General features: G+C 57.2%; 13 protein-coding genes. 8 read left to right on the top strand and 5 right to left on the bottom strand.

Annotation, left to right across the window (positions count from 1 at the left end; translation table 11 throughout):
* Positions 1–293: 293 nt before the first annotated feature.
* Genes CRN80_RS02690 through CRN80_RS02670 form a run of 5 tightly spaced genes read right to left on the bottom strand, consistent with a single transcriptional unit; the run spans position 294 to position 6,151 of the window.
* Positions 294–1,196: a hypothetical protein gene (locus tag CRN80_RS02690; RefSeq protein WP_057710963.1), complete on the bottom strand. Its 903-nt coding sequence runs from the start codon at positions 1,194–1,196 to the stop codon at positions 294–296.
* A gap of 26 nt (positions 1,197–1,222) precedes the next feature.
* Positions 1,223–2,419 carry a hypothetical protein gene (locus tag CRN80_RS02685; protein WP_098949522.1) on the bottom strand — a complete coding sequence of 399 codons (1,197 nt, stop codon included), beginning with the start codon at positions 2,417–2,419 and terminating at the stop codon, positions 1,223–1,225.
* A 3-nt stretch (positions 2,420–2,422) separates the two neighbouring features.
* Positions 2,423–2,779 carry a DUF4150 domain-containing protein gene (locus tag CRN80_RS02680; RefSeq protein ID WP_098949521.1) on the bottom strand — a complete coding sequence of 119 codons (357 nt, stop codon included), beginning with the start codon at positions 2,777–2,779 and terminating at the stop codon, positions 2,423–2,425.
* Position 2,780: 1 nt separating this feature from the next.
* Entirely contained in the window at positions 2,781–4,130 is a 1,350-nt protein-coding gene (locus CRN80_RS02675; RefSeq protein WP_098949520.1) for a DUF2169 domain-containing protein, read from the bottom strand.
* A gap of 8 nt (positions 4,131–4,138) precedes the next feature.
* Positions 4,139–6,151: a type VI secretion system Vgr family protein gene (locus CRN80_RS02670; RefSeq protein ID WP_098949519.1), complete on the bottom strand. Its 2,013-nt coding sequence runs from the start codon at positions 6,149–6,151 to the stop codon at positions 4,139–4,141.
* Between the two features lie 287 nt (positions 6,152–6,438).
* On the opposite strand from CRN80_RS02670, the gene CRN80_RS02665 reads away from it, so the two are divergent.
* The 8 genes from CRN80_RS02665 to CRN80_RS02625 all read left to right on the top strand — a co-directional run bounded on the left by CRN80_RS02665 (position 6,439) and on the right by CRN80_RS02625 (position 21,693).
* On the top strand, positions 6,439–7,563 hold the full coding sequence (locus CRN80_RS02665; RefSeq protein WP_098949518.1) for a polysaccharide deacetylase family protein: 1,125 nt from the start codon (positions 6,439–6,441) through the stop codon (positions 7,561–7,563).
* 340 nt (positions 7,564–7,903) lie between these two features.
* Positions 7,904–9,298: a PhoH family protein gene (locus tag CRN80_RS02660; protein WP_003188745.1), complete on the top strand. Its 1,395-nt coding sequence runs from the start codon at positions 7,904–7,906 to the stop codon at positions 9,296–9,298.
* Between the two features lie 296 nt (positions 9,299–9,594).
* Positions 9,595–13,323, top strand: coding sequence for an autotransporter domain-containing protein (locus CRN80_RS02655; protein WP_098949517.1), 3,729 nt, complete (start codon positions 9,595–9,597; stop codon positions 13,321–13,323).
* Between the two features lie 181 nt (positions 13,324–13,504).
* A complete protein-coding gene (moaC, locus tag CRN80_RS02650; protein ID WP_032893473.1) occupies positions 13,505–13,978 on the top strand; it encodes a cyclic pyranopterin monophosphate synthase MoaC in 474 nt (157 codons plus the stop codon).
* The gene (moaD, locus tag CRN80_RS02645; protein ID WP_014717016.1) at positions 13,975–14,217 is read left to right on the top strand and encodes a molybdopterin converting factor subunit 1; all 243 of its coding nucleotides are present in this window, start codon (positions 13,975–13,977) and stop codon (positions 14,215–14,217) included. Before moaC ends, moaD begins: the two co-directional genes overlap by 4 nt.
* 2 nt (positions 14,218–14,219) lie before the next feature.
* Complete coding sequence (gene moaE, locus CRN80_RS02640) at positions 14,220–14,672, top strand: molybdopterin synthase catalytic subunit MoaE (protein WP_098949516.1); 453 nt, start codon at positions 14,220–14,222, stop codon at positions 14,670–14,672.
* A gap of 304 nt (positions 14,673–14,976) precedes the next feature.
* Complete coding sequence (locus CRN80_RS02630; protein WP_138183490.1) at positions 14,977–16,902, top strand: hypothetical protein; 1,926 nt, start codon at positions 14,977–14,979, stop codon at positions 16,900–16,902.
* A 57-nt stretch (positions 16,903–16,959) separates the two neighbouring features.
* Positions 16,960–21,693, top strand: coding sequence for an RHS repeat domain-containing protein (locus tag CRN80_RS02625; RefSeq protein ID WP_098949513.1), 4,734 nt, complete (start codon positions 16,960–16,962; stop codon positions 21,691–21,693).
* The last annotated feature ends 51 nt before the right edge of the window (positions 21,694–21,744 follow it).

Here is a 21,744-nt window from a genome sequence, read left to right as displayed (position 1 = left end):
CGACATGATGGCCTGTCAAACCTTTTGCTTTGCATGTGCCTGGTTTGTAAGGTCGTAATAAAGACTTTTCACACCTGAAAATTTCCCGCCATTTTTCCCTTTAGGTAAAGGTAGATCTATTGCCTTTTTTCCAACGACAAGTGCAGCTCTTCCGAATATCTCCCTGCCACCCCGAGCTCCGGCTTTGTTGATGCCTTTTTCAATAAGTACACCGCCTTTTAGCGCATCACCTGCAAAGGGAATAGCGGCAACTTCTTAGAGGCTAGCGTGCAAGGATTTCTTCCTTGTGGCTTTCAATTATCAATAGGAAACTCTTTTTTGAATTTATCAATTACATTACTAAAGTGTTCATTATCTTGTTCGATGAGAGTAGCAGGTAGCTGAGCTAGTGGGTGTTGCATTAGCGGGTGATCAAAGCTTGACGGATTTTTAAGGTTAGCCCACTCTCGAATTCTGAGAAATGCAAGAATTTCGTATGGGAAGAGCATACGTTCTTCATAATCAAATTCAAGCACGTTATCCTGTGGTGGCGTTCTTGCATTTGAAAGGTGAAAGTCCGCCATTGAAGAAATTAATACTTGTAAGAGTGCCTGGTCTGCAGTGTCCCAGTTGTTGAGGGCTTGCTGGTAAGGGGAGAGTTCTGGCGGGTACGAGTATGGTGATGTATCTATGTCTTTGTTAGTGCTTTTTGCGTAGAGCTCTATCAGAAACCAGAAGTGGCGAAATAGCGTTCCTGTTTCATGTTTTTCATTGTTTTGGAGATTTAGTAGCGGCGTATCTAGGCCCCTTCTTATTATGTTGAATCGTAGCGCGCATTGATTCTTCCAGCCCAAAATTGCTGCCAGGGAAAATGAAAGTGCCGACACTGCCGGGAGAACTGATCCGCCTTTTCCGCTATTGGCCAATGTTTCTTTTAGCTCAAGCATTTGGCCATAATAGAACGATGCATTTGCCAGTTCTCTAAAGTCATGATTGTTGTTAAGTGCAGTGCTTTCATAATGAATTAGATGCCAGGTTGCTAAATTTTCGGCCTGATCTCCAAGAGTGTGCGCAATATCTTGCCCATTCAGATAGTCGGTAAATGCGCTTACCGGCTCATCTAGGAATAATTCTTTTGGCGTGGGGGTGCTGATCCAGTTGTATATCCATTTTCTGACTTTTTTATCAAGTTTAATTATGTGTGTAGTCGAATTCATTTGTTATGCCCTTATTGCTTCTCTTGTTACCAAGTTGTAGGTTTTGCCGGTCGGTTGGGATGCTTGCTGCACCCTTTCTCTAGATCATCTATAAATACATCATACTTTTCGTATGTCGGAGGAAGTTTATTTTTTCTTGCATCTTGTAACCAGCCTTGTGCTTTTCGAGCATTGCGCATCGCGGCCGGAACTTTGCCGTAGTTGCCACTCCCTCTGGCAGCTTTCGCAAGTCGATCATTTGTAAAGCCTTCACCTCCTAGGCTCCTCTGAGCCTCGCTGAGACGACCTGGAGCGGTGCCGTCGGTGGTTTTGACCTCCCATACTTTGACTTCTCCCGTCCTACTATTTCTTCCGATGAGGTCCACGCCGTGACCGGAGTTATTTTCAACACTGATCACCTCATCGAAACCATCCGCAATCATGTCCATAGATGCGAGCCATTCGCCGCATTTTCCTTTCTCTTTGCTATTTTTACGTGTTTTTACTTTTGCTCCGTTTTGTCCATCCTTAGTTTCTAAATCGCGTTTATATGCTGCCTCTTCCCTTGCTCTCTTTTCCGCCGCCTCTTTTGCCCTCTTTTCGACCGCTTCCTTTGTCTCTCTCTCAACAACCTCCTTACCCGTTTTGCCCGACGCTTCGGCCATCTTCGCACTGTATCGGGCGGCCTTGCCAGCGGCGCCCGCGTAGCCAACAAACGGGATTGCCGAGAGCAGCGAAAGACCTGCGCCCACGTAGTCACCGCGAAAAAGGCTAATGATACCGCTCGCAATATCGGCCACTTCCCCGACCACGGGGATCAGACCCACCACATCCAAGCCCAGCTGGATGCCATCTAGGATCTGTTCTCCGGTGATGGCTTCTTCTTCGGTTTCAGCCTCAATCGGTGGATTGGCCTCGCTGACCGACACCTGAGCCGGCACCGTCTCACCCACCACCCGCCCAATGGTGTTGCCACTCTTGAACGAACTGAACGGCGGCATCGTCGCCAATTCGGCGCGCAAGTAGCGTTTGCGCATTTCCTCGTATTCATACTCCTGCATTTCCCGGCTTTCGTGCAGTTCATTACCTTGTGTATCCCGCCCAAACAGGTCGACTTGCACGCCGCCGTTCTCGCCGAGCTGTAGCATCATTTCGTCCGGGCCGGCGATGCTGTCGGCAGGACGTCGGACGGGTACACTGACCGCATGCACCCGCACCGGTGCCAAGTTGATTGGTTCGGCCATGCGCTAAGCCCCATTCATCCAGAACTTGTCGTCATGGCGCACTACCAACTTGCCTTCGGCGCGTACGCTGCTGCTCTTCTCCAACGGGTAGCATTTGCCGCCGACTGTGTTGCTCTTGATACCTTTGGCGGCGCCAGCTCCATCCCCCTTGGTGGTCGGTACCAGGCTCTTGTCGAACACCACCACGGGATTGCCGTTGGCACGTACCGATTTGGCCACGCCGGTAGCGGTTTTCAGCTCGGCGGTGACCGGGTAGGGCACCGGCGGGATGGCACTGCCCATCGGCGTCTTGCACACGTCGGGGACGAGGCTGACCACCTTCCATTTGCCTTGTTTGCGAGCGATGACGTTATCGGCCATGTCAGAGCACCTCCTTTGCAGCACGCTTTATCAGCGGTGCATTTGGATCCGTTTCGAAGCGCCCTTCCAATACGCGAATGCCCAGGTGATTGGGCAGGCTGATGCGGTGGGTCAGCGCCAAGGTCATGGCTTCGGTGTCGATGCGCAGGGTATCGGTGAGCATGGGCAGCGGCAGCATGGCGCCGTTGTGCAGGCGCATTAGGACAAACGGGCGATGGCCGGGCAGTTCGACGCACAATGTGCCGTCGGGCGTAAGGCCAGGGGCGGTCAGGTTGAACAGTTCAAGACGAAACGCGGGCGGCGGAAATTCGATCTGTTGATCAACCGGCGCACCGTTCCAGTAGGCAAAGTCGAAATCCCGTGGCAAGCCCGGCCAGCATTCCCGCTGCCAAACCTCGTCATAGCTCCCGGCCAAGGGCAGGCGAGGCGCCCAGGCACGCCCAACCACGCCGAATCCAACCGGTTGGTTTTTGTAGCTGGCCGCGAGCTGTGCCATGCCACGGGCGTCCGGTTCATCCTGGGGGTGTTTGACCCGATCCAGACGCCACACCGGTTTGTCGATGGGCTCTATCTGTGGCGCGCGGAGTTCGCGCAGCGGCTTGTCCAGTTGATAGCCAAGGTCTTCTTGACGCTTGTCGATCCAGCCGCAGCCCAGTGGGTTGCTGTAGCAAACTTCGTTGAGCAGATAGGGCGCAGTGTTTGCATCAACCGCATGCTCGGGATTAGGCACTACGCTGCTGCCACCGAAGGCATATTCCCAGCGCAGCGGAACACACGTTGCGGGCTGAGGTTCGGACAATTGCCAGCCGCCGAACAAGCTGTGACGGAATTGGCGAGGGCCGGTGAATTTGAGTTGCTTGTCCAGCAAGTAATGGCGCCTCGGCGCATCGGCCCGACGCTTAGAAGCTTCTTGCCGGGCGGCTTGCCATTCCATTAGCTGGTACTCGGTCAGTCGTTCGCCGGGACTCAGCGGCGTCGGCAGGGGCACCTCGATGTTGGGCGGTGGCGCCAGCGGCGCACTGATGCGCAGCCCGGCGGTCCACTGCGTTGCTGGTTGGCCTTGTGGCGCATGAGCATGGCCCGCAACGATCACATCACAGCGTGGTTTGAATGGCGCCAGGTCGCTTTCCTCGCAGACGCTGCTTGCCCCTTCCTCGCCGTAGTAGCGATCAGCGGTGCATAGGGCCAACGGATCCTCATCCAGTACCTCGGCCCGAAACTGCCCCGGCTGCTCGTCAATGGGTATCAACCGATAGCCCACCTTCAAAACCAGCACCGGGTACTCTTGGTCGTCCATGCCCAGGGCGCTGAAACACAGCGCATCAAAAGGCGTCAGATTGCGAAATTCCATGACGCCCCCTAGTTGATATCCACGTCTTTGCCGTTGATCTGCACCGCGCCGCTGGCGCTGAAATCGAAGGTGCGGCCATTGATCAGTACGGTGCCGTCGGACTTCATCACCAAGGTGGATTTGCCCACCGTGACCTTGAATTCATCCCCGGCGTCGATGGTGAATTTCTTGCCCACCGCCACCGATTTATGGATGCCGACCTGCTCGCTTTGGCTCAGGCCCACGGTGGTGTTCATGGCCGCGCCAACGCTGGTCTGGTAGGCCGCGCCAATCGTTAATGCCTTGGCTAAACCGATGGTTTCAGCTTTGGCCAGCTTGATGGTCTCGGCCTTGTTGCCACCGATGGTTACGCTGCGGTTGGCACCGATGCTGATGGTTTCGTTCTGGCCGACGTCCTCGGTGCGGTGGTCGCCGATGGAGATGGTTTCGTTGTGCTCGACTCGCTCCTTGCGGTCGTTGCCGACAAAGATGCCGTTGTTGTTTTTGATGTGGACGTTCTTGTCCTTTTCGGCATGGATGAACACTTCCTGATGCCCGAGTTCATCCTCAAAACGCAGCTCATTGAAGCCTTCGCCTTTATGAGTTCGGCTTTTGATGGTCATCCGTGTCTTGTGCTTGGGCAGCTCATACGGTGGCAGGTTGGTTTGCCGGTATGCCCGACCGATAGCGATAGGCTGATCGGCATCGCCATCAAGGTAGCCGATGATCAGTTCCTGACCCACACGTGGGATGGCCATGGCGCCCCAAAGCTCTCCCGCCCAGCCTTGAGCCACACGAATCCAGCATGAGCTGTGATCGTTGTTTTTGTCCGTGCGATCCCACGGAAACTGCACTTTCACCCGGCCCCATTCATCGCAGTAAATCTCTTCCCCTGGCGGCCCGACCACCGTGGCGATCTGCGGGCCGTCGATGCAGGGTTTGGGGCGCAGCGGCGCTTTCCAATCTGAGGTCCAGCGGATGGCGCTGGCGGTCATTTCATAAGAGGTGCCGTGGCCGCTGCCGAACGCCTCTGCCTCCAAGCTGGTGTGCTGTTTGCCTTCGTGGGTGATGGCGATGGTGCGCCAACGGTCGTTGAAGTCTTCGCGGGGATGCTCGTTGAGGTCGAACGCCAGCCCCGGTTGCAGGCGCGCGTCGTCACCGGCCAGGTGCGCCAGTTTGGCGTCATTGCGCAGGGCGGTCAGCCGGGTCTTGGTGAAGGGTTTGCCGGCGATGTCGCGTTTGTAGCGGCCAGGGTAGTCGTAGCGCTCGTAGTCCTTGTGCTGGTTTTTCAGGTCCTGGTCGCCGGTGGCGGTGTGCTGTTGGTCGTAGCGCGGGTGGGTGAAGGTGTAGTCGCGTTGTACCTGGCGGGCGGTGCGTACTTGTTCGGTGTAGTGAAAACGGGTCAAGGCCGGTTCCGTGGCATCGCCGCCGGCCATGGGTTGGTAGATCACGGGGCAATGTTTGTGCGTGCCGATGGTACCCAGGCCGCCGACGCGGTCGGCGAGGACGAGGGTGTGGCCGTCGTCGCGGTGTTCGAAGGTGTAGAGCAGGCCTTCCTCGGCCGCGAGGCGGGCGATGAAATCGAGGTCGGTTTCGCCGGCCTGTACGCAGTATTCGCGGCGCTGATGATCGAAGCAGATTTCGCGGCGGATGTCGGTTAGCCGATGCTCGGCAAGCACGTTGGTGATGATGTCGGGCACGGTCTGGCCCTGAAAGATGCGCCAGTTGGAGCGCAGGTCGAAACGCGCCAGGGTCGGTTCGATGACGGCGGTGTAGCGGGTGCGATGGAAGCCGGTGTCTCCCTGGGTGAACAGGCTGACCAGGCCGTGTACGTAGCGCACCGGCATTTCGCCGCGCCAGATCGTGAACAGCCCTGCCAGGTCGAGCACGTTATTGAAGTCGATGGCGGCGTTGTGGCTGGCCAGTTCCAAATGCAGTTTGAACGGCTGGGACAGGCCTTCTTCAAGCGTGAAGGACACCACATCGAAGGCATCGCCTTTCAAGGGCTCGAACGTGAATCGCAGGTCGCTTTGGCGGGGCATGGAGCTTCCTTTTTTCCTGTTGCCCCGCCAATTGCAATTGCCGTCAGCCGGGACACGATGGGGAACATGCTGCTCGCAGAGCCGCAGGTAGGGGCCGATCTTAGGAAGCCGTAAGCGAGCCCTTCAATAGGGTGGAGGGAATCAAGAGGTCTCTTACTTATTGGAGGGGCAATAGCTGTAGGACTTATCCGTCATGGCCAGCCAGAGGCCCGTCGAACCTGGCCAATGCCATCTGGGCGGACGTGATCAGCTATAGTGGCCGACGACTCTGCAGAGGGAGACCCCGCGTGCGATTAGCGCTTTTATTGTCCGCTTGCCTGCTGTGCCTGAATGCCCAGGCCGCGCCGGTGGATGTCGCCAGCCTGGACCGTGGTACCTGGCCGGAAAAACTCACCAGCCCGGCGCTGTTCGATGTGGCTTCGCGTGCGGAGATTCTGATGTTTGCCCACGGCCTGCTCGCCAGCGAAGCCCTGGACGACGCCGCGCTCAAGCAGCGCTTGGGGTTGAAGATCATCAACCTGGCCGCCATCGACGACCTGCGTCGCCAGCTCTGGCAACGGCTGTTGGAGAACTACACATTCGCCCAGCAGAGCTGCGAAGAAGACGCCTCGTTCTGCTACCTGGTGGAAAACATGGACGACCTGCGTGAGCAGGCCGGCAAGTTCGAGGTCAGTGACAACTCTTTCTATATAGGCTGGGCCGCCCCTAGCCGGCACTTTCATGAGCGCTATCTGGACGAGCTGTTGCGCAAGGCCGCGCTGTTTCCGCAGATCAGCAGTGAAGTGGCGCGCTTTGGCGATCATGAGCGCAACGGTGATGAACTCAATGACCGGATGTTTTTGCTGACCTTTGACGGTGGCCCTGCACCGGTCAGCGGCAATACCGACTGGCTCACCGATTACCTGCGCAAGCAAAAGATGAACGCGACGTTCTTTGTCCTTGGCAGCAGCTTGCAAACCCGCGTGGAGCGCAGTTCCGCCGCCGATGTGCAGGCGCTGTACCAAGGGCAGTGCGTGGGGCTTCAGGGCTGGCAGTACCGCTCCCACAGCCATTGGGTCGACTGGCAAAGCTCCATCACCCGCAGTGCCGGGCTGGTACAGAACCTGATGCCGGAAAATTATGTGCCCTTGTTCCGCCCACCGTATGGGCAGCGCCGCGCAGACAGCCAGGGCTTCTTCCAGCAACAGGGCCTGCAAGTGGCGTTATGGGACATCGATTCCCAGGACGAGCCGGGCAAGCTCAAGGCCGATGAGTCGGCGCAACGGGTGCTGACGTTGATGCTGCTGTGGCGCAAAGGCGTGATCGTGTTTCACGACACTCAGGACAAGGCGCGGGTGGCATTGCCGATGGTATTGCAGGCGACGGCGCAGAGTGGCTTGGGTTGGCAGGAGTGCCGCGAGGCATTTCGATGAAGTGCCCGTTTTTGTTGGGGGAGGGGTGTTTTCGGGGCGATTTGCTGCGACATTTCGATGCAGGCGGACTTCCGACTTTAACGGGGTACATGGCACTCGGCTAGTGCTATTCGTCATCCTGAAAAATAAACTTCAAAAAAGCGTCAAAGTGCTTTTTCCTGTCATGGGTTTTGCGGTATTACGAAGTCAGATCGCCGAAACCTGCAGCACAGGTGGCGTCTTCCAAGACTCCTCCTGTGGGCACTGCACTTGACCTTACTCAAGGTGCAATCGGTGGTCGAATCGAGGCGCAGCACCGCCCAGGTATTGCGTCGAATGGCTCCCACAAAGGTGACCGAGTATGGATGATCATGGACGTAACCCTTCTTCCGACCAGCCAATCCTTTATGTGCTTGATACCAACGTATTGATCCACGATCCAAACGCACTGCTGAACTTCGAAGAACACCACGTCGCCATCCCGATGATCGTGCTTGAGGAGCTCGACAAACTCAAAAGCGGCCACCACAGCGTTGCCGCCGAATGCCGCCAGGCCATCCGCCTGATCGACAAGACCCTGGGTGAAGCCTCGCCCGAGGACGTTGAAGTTGGCGTACCGATCCAGCGTGGCAAGGGCGGCCCGAAGGGCTTGCTGTCGATCCTGATGAGCAAGCGCAGCGAGCCCAACAGCCTGCTGCCGGAAAACCTGAACGACAACAAAATCATCAACCAATTGATCGACCTGCATGCGCGCGACAAGGACCTGCGCGTGGTGCTGGTGACCAAAGACATCAATATGCGCCTCAAGGCACGAGCGTGTGGGATCGCTGCCGAGGACTACAGCACCGACCAACTGGTCGACGACGTGTCGATGTTGTCCCGTGGTTATCACATGATGACCGGCTCGTTCTGGGACCGTGTGAGCAAGGTCGAAACCCGTCAGGACCACGGCCGTACCTGGCACCAGGTACAGCTGATCGACAACCTGCCGGCCGTGCATATCAATGAGTTCATCGTCGATGAACAGGGCTTTGTGGGCTGGATCAAAGAGATCCAGGTCGACAAGCTGCTGATCCTCGACCTGCATCAGGAACCCCTGTTGCACCAGGAAGCCTGGGGCCTGAAACCACGTGATATCTACCAGAGCCTGGCGCTCTACGCGCTGCTCGACCCGGACATCCACCTGGTCAACCTGACCGGCGCCGCAGGTTCAGGCAAAACCATCCTGGCCCTGGCCGCCGCCATCGAACAGACCATGGTCACCAAACGCTATCGCCGCATCATCGCCACCCGCAGCGTGCAGGGCCTGGATCAGGAAATCGGCTTTCTGCCCGGTACCGAGGCGGAAAAAATGGAGCCGTGGCTGGGGGCGATTACCGACAACCTCGAAGCCTTGCACATGGATGACGAAAACACCCATGGCAGCGTCGACTACATCCTCAGCAAAGTGCCGTTGCAGTTCAAATCCCTCAACTACATCCGAGGTCGCAGCTTCCAGCAAAGCCTGATTCTGATCGATGAATGCCAGAACCTTACGCCGCACCAGATGAAAACCATCATCACCCGTGCGGGCGCCGGTTCCAAAGTGGTGTGCCTGGGCAACCTGGCGCAGATCGACACCCCTTACCTGTCCGCGACCAGCTCCGGGCTGACTTACCTGACGGAACGCTTCAAAGACTTCCCGAACGGCGTGCACATTGCGCTGCAAGGGGTACCCCGTTCGATTCTGGCTGAATACGCCGAGTCCCATCTGTAACTGCAGCGAACCTGCGACGAAAAGCCCCGGATTTTTCACGAAGTCCGGGGTTTTTGTTTTGTGCGACATTTGCCTGCGTTAACGCGTCCCGGGTGCTTGTGGTCTCTGTAATTATTTTGTTACATTTTTTCTTGCGGTAAAAACTATAAGAACACTGCAAGACCCCGTCGGAACACCACCTCCTTGATTCGACGAACGTTTAGAAAACCTGTCCAGGGTTTTCACCGTGACCCTGCCTATTACAAAAGCCCGAAACACCGCTCATTGATGACGCACATATCCAAAGGGAAAGGAAAATGGACGTAGCAGGTAATGGCTTCACTGTGTCGCAACGCAATCGCACCCCCCGTTTCAAGACCACACCCCTCACACCCATAGCACTCGGCCTGGCCTTATGGCTGGGCCACGGTTCCGTGGCCAGGGCAGACGACAACCCTTACACCCCGCAGGTGTTGGAATCGGCGTTCAGGACAGCCGTCGCCTCATTCGGCCCTGAGACTGCCGTGTACAAAAACCTCAGGTTTGCCTACGCGGATATTGTCGATCTTGCGGCCAAGGACTTCGCGGCCCAGTCCGGCAAGTTCGATTCGGCCCTCAAGCAAAACTATGAGCTGCAACCCGAAAACTTGACCATTGGCGCCATGCTCGGCGACACCCGTCGGCCACTGGACTACGCCTCGCGCCTGGATTACTACCGCAGCCGGCTGTTCAGCAACAGCGGCCGCTACACCACCAATATTCTGGACTTCTCCAAGGCCATTATCGCCAACCTGCCGGCCGCCAAGCCTTACACCTACGTCGAGCCGGGCGTGAGCAGCAACCTGAGCGGGCAATTGAACGCAGGCCAGTCTTGGGCTGGCGCAACCCGTGACTGGAGTGCCAACGCGCAAACCTGGAAGACCCCGGAAGCTCAGGTCAATTCCGGCCTGGACCGCACCAACGCGTATTACGCCTATGCCTTGGGCATCACCGGCAAGGGGGTGAATGTCGGCGTACTCGACTCTGGCATCCTCACCGAACACTCCGAGTTCCAGGGCAAAAATGCCCAGGGCCAGGACCGGGTGCAGGCGGTGACCTCCACGGGCGAGTACTACGCCACCCATCCGCGCTACCGCCTTGAAGTGCCCAGCGGCGAGTTCAAGCAGGGTGAGCCTTTCAGTATCCCAGGGGAATACGACCCGGCGTTCAACGACGGGCATGGCACGGAAATGTCTGGGGTGCTGGGCGCCAACCGCAACGGCACCGGTATGCACGGCATTGCTTTTGACGCCAATCTGTTTGTCGCCAACACCGGCGGCAGCGACAACGACCGCTACCAAGGCTCCAACGACCTCGACTACAACGCATTCATGGCCAGCTACAACGCCCTGGCGGCGAAGAGCGTGGCGATCGTCAACCAGAGTTGGGGGCAGAGCTCGCGCGATGACGTGGAGAACCACTTCGGCAACGTCGGCGACAGCGCCGCGCAAAACCTGCAGGACATGACCGCCGCCTATCGCCCGTTCTGGGACAAGGCCCACGCCGGGCACAAAACCTGGATGGACGCCATGGCCGATGCGGCCCGGCAAAACACGTTCATCCAGATCATCTCGGCGGGCAACGACAGCCACGGCGCCAACCCGGACACCAACGCGAACCTGCCGTTTTTCAAGCCGGATATCGAAGGCAAGTTTCTCTCGATCACGGGCTATGACGAGACCAGTGCCCAGGTCTACAACCGCTGCGGTACCTCAAAATGGTGGTGTGTGATGGGCGTGTCGGGCATTCCATCTGCCGGCCCCGAGGGCGAAATTATCCCGAATGCCAACGGCACCTCGGCCGCCGCGCCGAGCGTTTCCGGGGCCTTGGCGTTGGTGATGCAGCGCTTCCCCTATATGACGCCCAGCCAAGCGCGGGACGTGTTGCTGACCACCTCCAGCCTGCAAGCGCCGGATGGCCCGGACACGCCGGTTGGCACGCTGACCGGTGGCCGCACCTACGACAACCTGCAACCGGTGCACGATGCGCCGCCGGGTACGCCGCAAGTGCCAGGTGTGGTCAGTGGTTGGGGCTTGCCCAACCTGCAAAAAGCCATGCAGGGGCCGGGGCAGTTCCTCGGTGCGGTGGCAGTGGCGTTGCCCAGCGGTACCCGCGATATCTGGGCCAACCCGATTTCCGATGAAGCCATTCGCGCCCGTCGCATAGAAGACGCTGCCGAACAGGCGAGCTGGGCCGCCACTAAAGCGCAGAAAGGCTGGCTCAATGGTCTGCCCGCCGATGCCTCGGCCGATGATCAGTTCGAATACGACATCGGTCATGCTCGCGAGCAGGCAACACTCACCCGCGGCCAGGACCTGCTCACTGGCAGCACCTACGTCGGTAGCCTGGTCAAGTCCGGGGATGGCGAGTTGGTGCTGGAAGGCCATAACAGCTATTCGGGCAGCACTTGGGTACGCGGTGGCAAATTGTCGGTGGACGGCGCGTTGACCTCTGCCGTGACGGTAGATGGCAGCGCCGTGGGCATGCGCAATGCCGATAACGGCGTGATGACCACACTGGGCGGCACCCTGGCCGGCAACGGCACGGTGGGCGCTTTGACCGTCAACAACGGTGGGCGCGTGGCCCCGGGGCATTCGATTGGCACGCTGCGCACCGGCGATGTCACGTTCAATCCGGGTTCGGTGTATGCCGTCGAAGTCGGCGCCAATGGTCAGAGCGACCAGCTCCAGAGCAATGGCGTGGCGACTCTCAACGGTGGTGTGGTGAACGTGTCCCTGGAGAACAGCCCCAATCTGTTGACCGTCACCGAGGCGCGCAGCTTGCTGGGCCAGCAGTTCACTATCCTCAGCGCCAGCCAAGGTATCCAGGGGCAGTTTGCGGCGTTCGCCCCCAACTACCTGTTCATTGGCACTGCGCTCAACTATCAACCGAACCAGTTGACCCTGGCGATAGCCCGCAACCAGACCACCTTCGCCAGCGTCGCGCAAACCCGCAATGAGCGGTCGGTGGCGACGGTAGCCGAGACATTGGGCGCTGGCAGCCCGGTCTATGAAAGCCTGCTGGCGTCGGATTCCGCCGCTCAGGCGCGGGAAGGGTTCAGGCAACTGTCGGGGCAACTGCACTCGGATGTGGCGGCGGCGCAAATGGCCGACAGTCGCTACCTGCGTGAAGCGGTCAACGCTCGCCTGCAACAAGCGCAGGCACTGGACTCCAGCGCGCAGATCGACAGCCGTGACAACGGCGGCTGGGTACAGCTACTCGGTGGACGCAACAACGTCAGTGGTGACAACAACGCCAGCGGCTACTCCTCGTCCACCAGCGGCGTACTGCTGGGCCTGGACACCGAGGTGAACGACGGCTGGCGCGTGGGCGCGGCGACCGGTTATACCCAAAGCCACCTCAACGGCCAGTCGGCGTCGGCGGACAGCGACAATTATCACCTGTCGGTCTATGGCGGCAAACGCTTCGAGGCGATTGCCCTGCGCCTGGGCGGTGCCAGCACCTGGCACCGTCTGGACACTTCGCGACGGGTGGCCTATGCCAATCAGTCGGACCATGCCAAGGCCGACTACAACGCGCGTACCGACCAAGTGTTTGCCGAGATCGGTTACACCCAATGGACCGTGTTTGAACCCTTCGCCAACCTCACGTACCTGAACTATCAAAGCGACTCGTTCAAGGAAAAAGGCGGTGCCGCAGCCTTGCATGCCAGCCAGCAAAGCCAGGACGCGACACTCTCCACCCTGGGCGTGCGTGGCCATACCCAGCTGCCGCTCACGTCCACCTCGGCGGTGACCCTGCGCGGTGAGCTGGGTTGGGAGCACCAGTTTGGTGATACCGATCGTGAAGCTTCTCTGAAGTTTGCCGGCAGTGACACGGCCTTCGCCGTCAACAGCGTGCCTGTGGCCAGGGATGGCGCGGTGATCAAGGCCAGTGCGCAAATGGCGCTGACCAAGGACACCCTGGTGTCGTTGAACTACAGCGGCTTGCTGTCCAACCGCGGTAACAACAACGGGATCAATGCCGGGTTTACCTTCCTGTTCTAACCTTGAATGTAGGAGCGAGCTTGCTCGCGAAAAACGTCAACGATAACGCGTGCACCCTGGGTAAACGCGGCGCCTGTGAGTTTTTCGCGAGCAAGCTCGCTCCTACAGGGTGGGATAAACAGCCCTGCGCAAATTTTGACCCACAGGTTTACAATCGCTGCTCCTGATCAGGAGTATCCCTGTGCTGACTCATCTCGATTCCCAAGGTCGCGCCCATATGGTCGACGTCACCGACAAAGCCGTGACGTTCCGTGAGGCGGTGGCCGAAGCGCGGGTGCGCATGCTGCCCGACACCCTGCAAATGATTGTCGACGGCGCCCACCCCAAGGGCGACGTGTTTGCCGTGGCCCGCATTGCCGGGATCCAGGCAGCGAAAAAAACCAGTGACTTGATCCCCCTGTGCCACCCGTTGATGCTCACCGGCGTCAAGGTGGAACTGCGTGCCGACGGCGCGGACGCTGTGCATATCCTCGCGCGCTGCAAGCTCTCCGGCCAGACCGGCGTGGAGATGGAAGCCCTGACCGCCGCCAGTGTCGCGGCGCTGACCATCTACGACATGTGCAAGGCGGTGGATCGCGGCATGACCATTGAGAGTATTCGCCTGCTGGAAAAGCTGGGCGGTAAGAGTGGGCATTTCAAGGCGGATGAACAATGAGTATCAACGTGCTGTTTTTTGCGCGCTACGCTGAAGCGGTGGGCTTCGATTCGCTGGAAATGGAAGGTGAATTCGCCACCGTTGATGCCGTACGCCTCGCGCTGGCTGCTGACCCGGAGTTCGCCGTGCTCAACGAAGCGAGCCTGATGTGTGCGCGCAACGAAGAGCTGTGTAGCCTCGACGAGCCGGTGCAAGCCGGCGATGAAGTCGCCTTCTTTCCCCCCGTGACCGGAGGCTGAACATGGTCATTCGTGTGCAGGTCGAAGCCTTTGATCCCGGTGCCGAAGTCAACGCCATGCATGCGGCCAACGTGGGCGTGGGCGCGGTGGTGAGCTTTGTCGGCTATGTGCGCGACTTCAATGACGGGCGCGACGTGTCAGGGATGTTCCTGGAACACTACCCCGGCATGACGGAAAAAGCCTTGGCCAAGATTGCCGTGGAAGCCGAACAGCGCTGGCCGTTGCTCAAGCTGGAAGTGCTGCATCGTGTTGGCGCGCTGGAACCGGGTGAGCCGATTGTGTTTGTCGGCGCGGCCAGTGCGCACCGGCAAGCGGCGTTTGAGGCGTGTGCGTTTGTGATGGATTACCTGAAGACGCGGGCGCCGTTTTGGAAGAAGGAAAATACACCGGAGGGGCCGCGGTGGGTGGAGGGGCGCGACAGTGATTACGCGGCGGCTGACCGCTGGAAGCCCTGAGCAGATGCAGTGCCGGCTTTCAATAGTTTGTCTTTGTTCCATTGTTTTTTGACTGGGTATTGTTAGGTTTATTCGGAATTAATATATAAGACTGTCAGATCTGACAGTTGTTGCTGGCTACCGTTATAGGCTTTGATGGTGTTAGGGCGCCAATGTGGTTTTCACGTGAGATAAATTCGCTGAGACATTGGCCACATCACCAACAAGCAATAGCGGAAGGTAGGGTATGGTCGCGCACGAGCATGCAAGCAGATTATTGAGTTTCAGTATCAGGCGCCCAAATAGAACGAATAGGGCCAATGGCTTGTATGCCAATGGTAATCATCAATGTGAAGTTATCATTGATATTGTCAAGCAGCTCCGCGCCGCAGATGGTACGTGGATCGTTGCCCTCTTGACTGATGAAGAGCGTAGCAGTGTGGCCGTCGTTGAATGGTCTGAGCAGCATAATGAAAAACTTCCGCGCGGGTGGAGTTGTGATACGCAGAAAAATCGATATGACATTGGGCTCTGGACGAAAGATTCAGACAATGAATATTCAAAAAGTACCGTAACTGAATTCGCCTGCCATCCACAGAGCGAGTCTGTAATCCGTTATTTGCGTTGTGATTTAGATGTCGCGATGGGGCCGGTGCGCTTTATGGCGCGGATAGTTATTGATGGGAAAGTTTATACAACGCACTTTTCCCAAGGCGGAGCGGCCTTTGATTCATCGGTTACCCTCGTGCCTGAGCAACCGTTTTATCTGGATGTTCGAGATCTTGAAGTCTATGAAGATAATGGCGCGTATTTCGCTTCTAGTTCGAATGCGGTAGTGATGGCTGCGGTCTACTATTGGCAACCTCCAGCAGGGGTGTTTTTTGTCGAAAATAGAGGTATTGCGGAACCGATTAATTTACCGGGTGATGGAGCTGCTTTCGACTCTTCATTGTCGCGAACGGTAGAGGGCTGGGTTGGGCTGTCTTATAAAGCAGGAACGCTTACCAATAAAAATGAAATTGGACAAACGTTGGAGATAGGAGAACTCCATCAGGGTTTGGGTGTGCCCGATGAACATGCGCTGGTGAGATTTAATGAGCGACCTACCATCATGCGTGCGATCAGGGTTGTCAGTAATCTCTTTGTTTTTCCCGAATGCTATGAACGTAGGTCTTGGCGGTTGTTGGACAACTTTGGAACAGAGCATACGTTTACGTTGGAGGGTGACAGTCAAGGGAATCTGTACCTGCGGAATGCATCGGAAGTGGGGTCGTACTACTTGGAGCATTTCGAGATTATGCTCCCAAATGGTCAGACATTGACCGACGCTCTTTATTCCAATGGCCGTCATCAGTGCCAGGTGGAAGTGGAGGTCATCATGATGCAGCGTCGCCCTGATGGCAGTACGGTGCAAGCCAAATTGACGGATGCACAGCGCAACAGTCTGACGTTAACACGCTTTTCGCTGAATGATCATGAACCGCTTCCTAGCGGTTGGAGTTGCGATAAAGGAAAAAACATATATGACCTCGGTTTGAGAAGCGCGGGTGCTGAAGCTGTGCGTGAGACGGCAACCTCAAAACGACAAAACGCCATCGGCCCGCCAAAGGAAGTGATCAATCGATACCTGCGGGTTAACGCAGGAACCCCTCATGAAAGGGTTCGGTTCATGGCCGTTATTGACGTGGATGGGATTCGATATACGACTAACTATGATCATGATGATATTAGCTTTATTTCGTATGTAACGATTGGCTTCGTTCCCCCGTATAGGTTATGGGTCAGTGATCTCATACAATACGATGATCAGGGCGCATATCAAGATTTTTTTTGCGATGTTGATGTATATTATTGGACCCCCAGATCGGGGGAGAGGTTTCTTGTTAATCGGGGTCTTGATTCGCCGCTTTTTCTTCATCAGGAAGGGAAAAGTTCCACTTCGTCCTACTGCAAAGGGTATTTGCCCAATCGCACTTATAAGGGCGGCATCGTATACGGTAAGGATGTCGCCAATCCCAAGGTGGTGATATCCGATATCTCTAAAAGCCACCCAGATGGAGACCATAAGGTTGTCAGGTTCGACAGGCGCTCTACCATTATGCGTGCGGTCAGGTATCGTGATAATCAATTTTGGGGTATGCAATTAGATCACCAAAGCAAATGGCGCTTGTGGGATAACTATGGGTGTGAGCAGGTTTATGTTATCGACTACTCAGATGGTGGCAATCTTCTGGGGTTAAAGGATGGTTGACGTCATTGGGTGGGTGGTTCGATACCTAATGATATTGGTCGGCGAGTGGTGGTTGATATGGATGTCTATTCCCAAGCTTTCAATTTTAGTGCTTATTTAAGTGGTGCGGTCGACACGCGTACGGGGCACTACAGTGTCCGAATTAATCTGATGACGTTATATCCTGTGGGGCCACTAGAGGTAAGCCGTGATATTGCATTATCGTTCTCCATGCTCAATACGGCGTCAAGCGTGTACGGTACAGGATGGCGGATAAGTAATACTGAGTTCGACAGTGCACGCTTGCGACTAACGCTGCTTACCGGGGAGCAGTTCAAAACCCAAAGCTTGCCCGCTGTTGGCGGCACGTTAATTATTAAGGATAACAAGCTCAAAAACCTGGTGGTTCGGCGGCCTGATACGAGTACGCTGCATGTGATTTACAAAGACGGCACTGTTGAAGTGTTGCAGCGTACCAGCAGTTCCATGCCTTATCGAATCGTGGCGATTGAGTTTGAGAACGGCGAGCGCATGAAGTGGGAATATACGCTGGGCGGATCGCTCGAGCGGGTTCTGGGGCACAATCAGGAAGTGTTGTTGCAGCTGTCCTATTCCAGCGGGCGCCTGGCAGCGGTTGACTCACGGGTAGACGGCGGTCGATATGCACGTACTCGTTTCACGTATACCAGTGATAAGTTGACCGCTATCACGGCCCCTTATGATCGGGATGAGCCGTTTGAGAGTGTTGGGTTCGCTTTTGGCTATACGCCCGCGTTTCGCAATGGATTGATTGGCATCAACCGTGTGAAGTCGCCGATGGGAGGCGAGGAGCTAATCAGGTACGTCGAGAACGGTCATCAGTATGGCAATGGTCAATATATCCCACGGGTTTACAGTTGGGTTCAGACACCCGCGAGCAGTCAGTTGCCCATTACCCGAACTTACACCTACAGCACGGGCAGTAATTTTACGGGTTACCCCTATTCTGGCGGCTTTCGTGAAGGTGAGGACAACCTGTACGTGATTGGTGGGGACTATAACTATTGGGTTGAAGAGAGATATATCGACTCGCAAGACAGTACCGTACTGAGCAGTACCCGCAGCACGTTCAACAAATTCCACCTGCTGATTGAAGAACAAACCTTGCGTGAAGGCGCACGAGCCACCACGACCATTGCTTACAACACCGCCCCAGGGCTCTTTCCGGCGCAGCCCGCCAATCTCCAACTGCCCAGGCTTATCACCACTCGTTATGAGTTGGTGGCTGGCGGTACGACGAGAGAAGTGCAGGTTGCGATCGAAACCGATGAATACGGCAACGAGTTGAGTCGCACCGAGGCTTCCGGCGTTCGCACCGAGTTCAGCTATTACCCGATCAATGGTGAAAGCGGAAAATGTCCAGCCGACCCTCATGGGCTTTTTCAGCGTTACTTAAAGCAAGAGCGCTTGATCCCCGTAGCAGGCAACCCCACAGACCGCCTTACCGAGTACACCCACACTCGAATACCTGCGACAGGCAGCAGTTACTGTGTTCTTCTGGCGAGCTCTCAGGACGCCAGGGTCAGTCAGCAGCAAAGCTATTACGACGCCCCCTTGGAACTGCTTGGGCGATTGAAAAGCAGCACTTCTGCCATCGACGGACAATCGTTAGTCAGCCATTTCAGTTACACCATGAGCGGCGATACGCTCAGTGAAACTCATCGGCTGTTGGGCCGTGAAGGCCACTGGCTGGAATCGGTACGCACGCTCTCTCTGGTCAACCGGCGCCTGCTGTCGATGAGCCGCGACGGGGAGGCAACGCTGGTCATGACGTATGATGTTGCGGGGCGTTTGACGGCGGAAACGGCTTCGCCAGGTAAACCGCAGGAAGCTGGGCGTCATTTTTTCTATCACTATGCAACGCCCACGAAACGCGCCCATTTGGTGACTACGGATGCGCAAGGCCGCAGCACCGTCACTTACTACGATGGGATGGGACGGCAGGTTGCACAAGCGTTGCTGCTGGAGGGCGGAACAAACGAGCAGCCCCTCGGCACCTGGCGTTATGACGCGCTTGGGCAGACGGTGGAAAAGACGCGTATTGATTATCTGCCGGATGGCGAGCGCGTCTTGACCACGCGCTACGTCTATAACCCTTGGGGTAACGCCAGTCGTGTGACACGCGCCGATGGCCGCGAGACGATCGATGACTATGACCCTCGGCTGCATCTGCGTGTAACCGGAGTCGAGGGCGGCGAGCTTCTGGAAACTCATCTGAATGCTCATCATCAGCCGTTCCAGGTGAACCGGATGGACGCCCTCGGGCAGCTCACTGAGGTGGAGTCGCGCACCTATGACGGCCTGGGGCGTTGCCTGTCACGTCTGGACGTGGATAAGCATCGCACCGATTACTCTTATGACCTGTTCGACCGCGTGGTGACGACCGTCCAAACGCCTTCCGATGGCAGCCCTTCGCGGCAGCGCACCGTGGCCTACGCGCCAGGCAACAGTGAGCCGCACACGAGTTCAATCGAGATTGATGGCAGGCAGGTGGGATCGCGCACCTACGACAGCCTGGGCCGATTGACAGCGCAGTCCAGGGGGACGGCGTCCGCCACTACTTGGGATTATGAGACCGGTTGGACTGAACCTGTGGCCGTGGTCTCCGGCGCCGGGAAGCGCCAGCAATGGGCTTATGACAAGGAGTTGGGCGTGCTGAGCACGGTCAAGATGGCGGGGCATCCGGACAGGCTGTACCGGCATGACCCGGTCAGTGGTCAACCCACTTATTCGGAGAGTGGCACGTTCAAACATGAGTTATTCCACGATGTGAACGGTTACCCGGAAAGAGAAGTGCAAACGGTGCTCGGCATGCCATTGACCGCCCGCTATGGCCACTCACTGGAGGGGCGCCTGCTGCACCACACGTCCCCTGAGGGGCAGCGCAGCGACTTTGAATATGACGCCAACGGCAGGTTCCGCAAGATGGTGGCTGGGGAGGTGCTGGTTGAACAGCACTATGACCGGTTTGCGCGGCCCGAAGTGCTGACCACCCGCTATGCCAATACCGAGGTGGTCACCCGTTTGGGCTATGACGCCCTGGGGCGCGAGGCTGAGCGGCGCTTTGAGCAAAACGGCGCGCTGCTGCAAGTGATGACCAGCACTTATCATCCCAATAGCTTGCTGGCCAGCCGTTTTGTGCGTGATGCAGCTGCGCAATTGGTGATTGGCGAAACGTTCACCTATGACGCCTTCTTGCGACTGACCACTTATCGTTGTGAGGGGCGTGAGTACCCTCAGGATTCTCTGGGACGGAACATTGCAGGGCAGCAATTCAGTTTCGACAGCCTGGACAACATCACCCGCGTCGTAACGTCTTTCGCTGACGGTACGCAGGACATCAGTGAACGGTTTTTCACCGATGCCGACCCCACTCGCCTGACCCGTGTAACCCACTCCAACCCGGCGCAGGATGATGCCTTGGCCTATGATGCTGCGGGTAATTTGACCGGTGGGCCGGCAGGGCGAATCTATACCTACAATGGCTTTGACCAGTTGACCCACGTGCAGGAGGGCTCGCTGCAATGCAGCTACCAGTACGACGCTCAATCTCGCCAAGTCGTGGCGGCCCGGGGTAACGAAACACCGGTGGTCATGGCCTACGCGGGGCATCGCCTGGATACGTTGGTGGAGGGCAGCAGGACACTGCGTTACTTCAATGCAGTTGGCCACGTGCAGGCACGCACTGGCGGGGTAGACGGGCCGCAACTGCATCTGAATGACGGGGCCGGCACCGTGCGCGGCGTCGTGGCACCGGGGCAGGCTACTGTGCAGCGCCATTATGCTCCGTATGGCGAAGGCAACGTGGTTGCGCGGGACGGCAATGTGCGCTCGATGGCGGATCTGCAATCGCCGGCGTTTACCGGCGAGCGTCTGGATGCAGCGGTCGGTCTGTACCATTTAGGGCCGCGTGCTTACGACCCACGCTTGATAGTGTTTCTTTCGGCTGACCCATTGGCGCCTTTTGATGAAGGTGGGATAAACAGCTACGCCTACTGTGCCGGGAATCCGGTCAATCTCATCGACCCTAGCGGGTTGTTGCCGAAGTGGTTGGCTTGGACGCTTACCGGCGTTGCGTTGGCCTTGTCGTTGGTGGCGTTCAAGGTTGCAGTGGTGGGGCTCGCGGCCGGGATCGGCAAACTTACAGGGCTGGCGCTGGCAGGGAAGGTGCTGGCTACGGTTGCTACCTCAGCGAGCAGCATAGGCGGTACATTGGGGATTACAGGGCTGAGTATCGAAGCGGTCGACAAGCAGATGGGCTGGGATCGTTCCCAGCACATCAAGAATCTGGGATGGGCGTCGTTCGGGTTTTCCACCGTCGGTGTCCTTTCCAGTGTCAGCCTTTCGGCCACGGTGGGTGTTAAAGCCTTTAGAGATGCCTCAATGCTCAAAGCCTCTGAACATACAACAGGCTTCTTCTCCAGTTCCCTTGGCAAAGGCCTCGTTGCGGCAGGCAAGAATGCGACAGGGAGATCTTACTCGTTCGCCGGCCCGAAAGAGATTACCCCCGCCAGCCAACTATTCGGGCGCGCGCGCTCGGTGCTCAGATGGACTAACTTCGGCCGTGGCCTGGATGCTCGACTCAAAAGCACACAAGCGCAGCCAGTGGCTCAGGACGAGCAGCCCCAATGGCAGCAGCAACCACAGCCACGACCAATGAGCCTGGGACTGGTGGACATGTCAGGGAGTAGTTTTCAGTTTTACGGGGAGTTTCGACGGGAGGTAACGCGTATTCGTCAGTCTGTTCTGAGTGACCTGGATCGCGATGACTGATCGGCAATATTGGCCGAGGCCGTAAAGATGCCAGTCAGGTTCGCTGACTGG

Source organism: Pseudomonas sp. FDAARGOS_380, assembly GCF_002591235.1.
GTDB lineage: Bacteria > Pseudomonadota > Gammaproteobacteria > Pseudomonadales > Pseudomonadaceae > Aquipseudomonas > Aquipseudomonas salmasensis.
The sequence above is the reverse complement of the archived record's forward strand: the minus strand, read 5'-3'. Positions and strand labels throughout refer to the sequence as shown.

Excerpts from the sequence above, each read along its gene's own strand:
- CRN80_RS02690 (WP_057710963.1), bottom strand. The coding sequence starts at position 1,196 with ATGAATTCGACTACACACATAATTAAACTTGATAAAAAAGTCAGAAAA.
- CRN80_RS02685 (WP_098949522.1), bottom strand. The coding sequence starts at position 2,419 with ATGGCCGAACCAATCAACTTGGCACCGGTGCGGGTGCATGCGGTCAGT.
- CRN80_RS02680 (WP_098949521.1), bottom strand. The coding sequence starts at position 2,779 with ATGGCCGATAACGTCATCGCTCGCAAACAAGGCAAATGGAAGGTGGTC.
- CRN80_RS02675 (WP_098949520.1), bottom strand. The coding sequence starts at position 4,130 with ATGGAATTTCGCAATCTGACGCCTTTTGATGCGCTGTGTTTCAGCGCC.
- CRN80_RS02670 (WP_098949519.1), bottom strand. The coding sequence starts at position 6,151 with ATGCCCCGCCAAAGCGACCTGCGATTCACGTTCGAGCCCTTGAAAGGC.
- CRN80_RS02660 (WP_003188745.1), top strand. The coding sequence starts at position 7,904 with ATGGATGATCATGGACGTAACCCTTCTTCCGACCAGCCAATCCTTTAT.
- CRN80_RS02655 (WP_098949517.1), top strand. The coding sequence starts at position 9,595 with ATGGACGTAGCAGGTAATGGCTTCACTGTGTCGCAACGCAATCGCACC.
- moaD (WP_014717016.1), top strand. The coding sequence starts at position 13,975 with ATGAGTATCAACGTGCTGTTTTTTGCGCGCTACGCTGAAGCGGTGGGC.
- moaE (WP_098949516.1), top strand. The coding sequence starts at position 14,220 with ATGGTCATTCGTGTGCAGGTCGAAGCCTTTGATCCCGGTGCCGAAGTC.
- CRN80_RS02625 (WP_098949513.1), top strand. The coding sequence starts at position 16,960 with ATGGATGTCTATTCCCAAGCTTTCAATTTTAGTGCTTATTTAAGTGGT.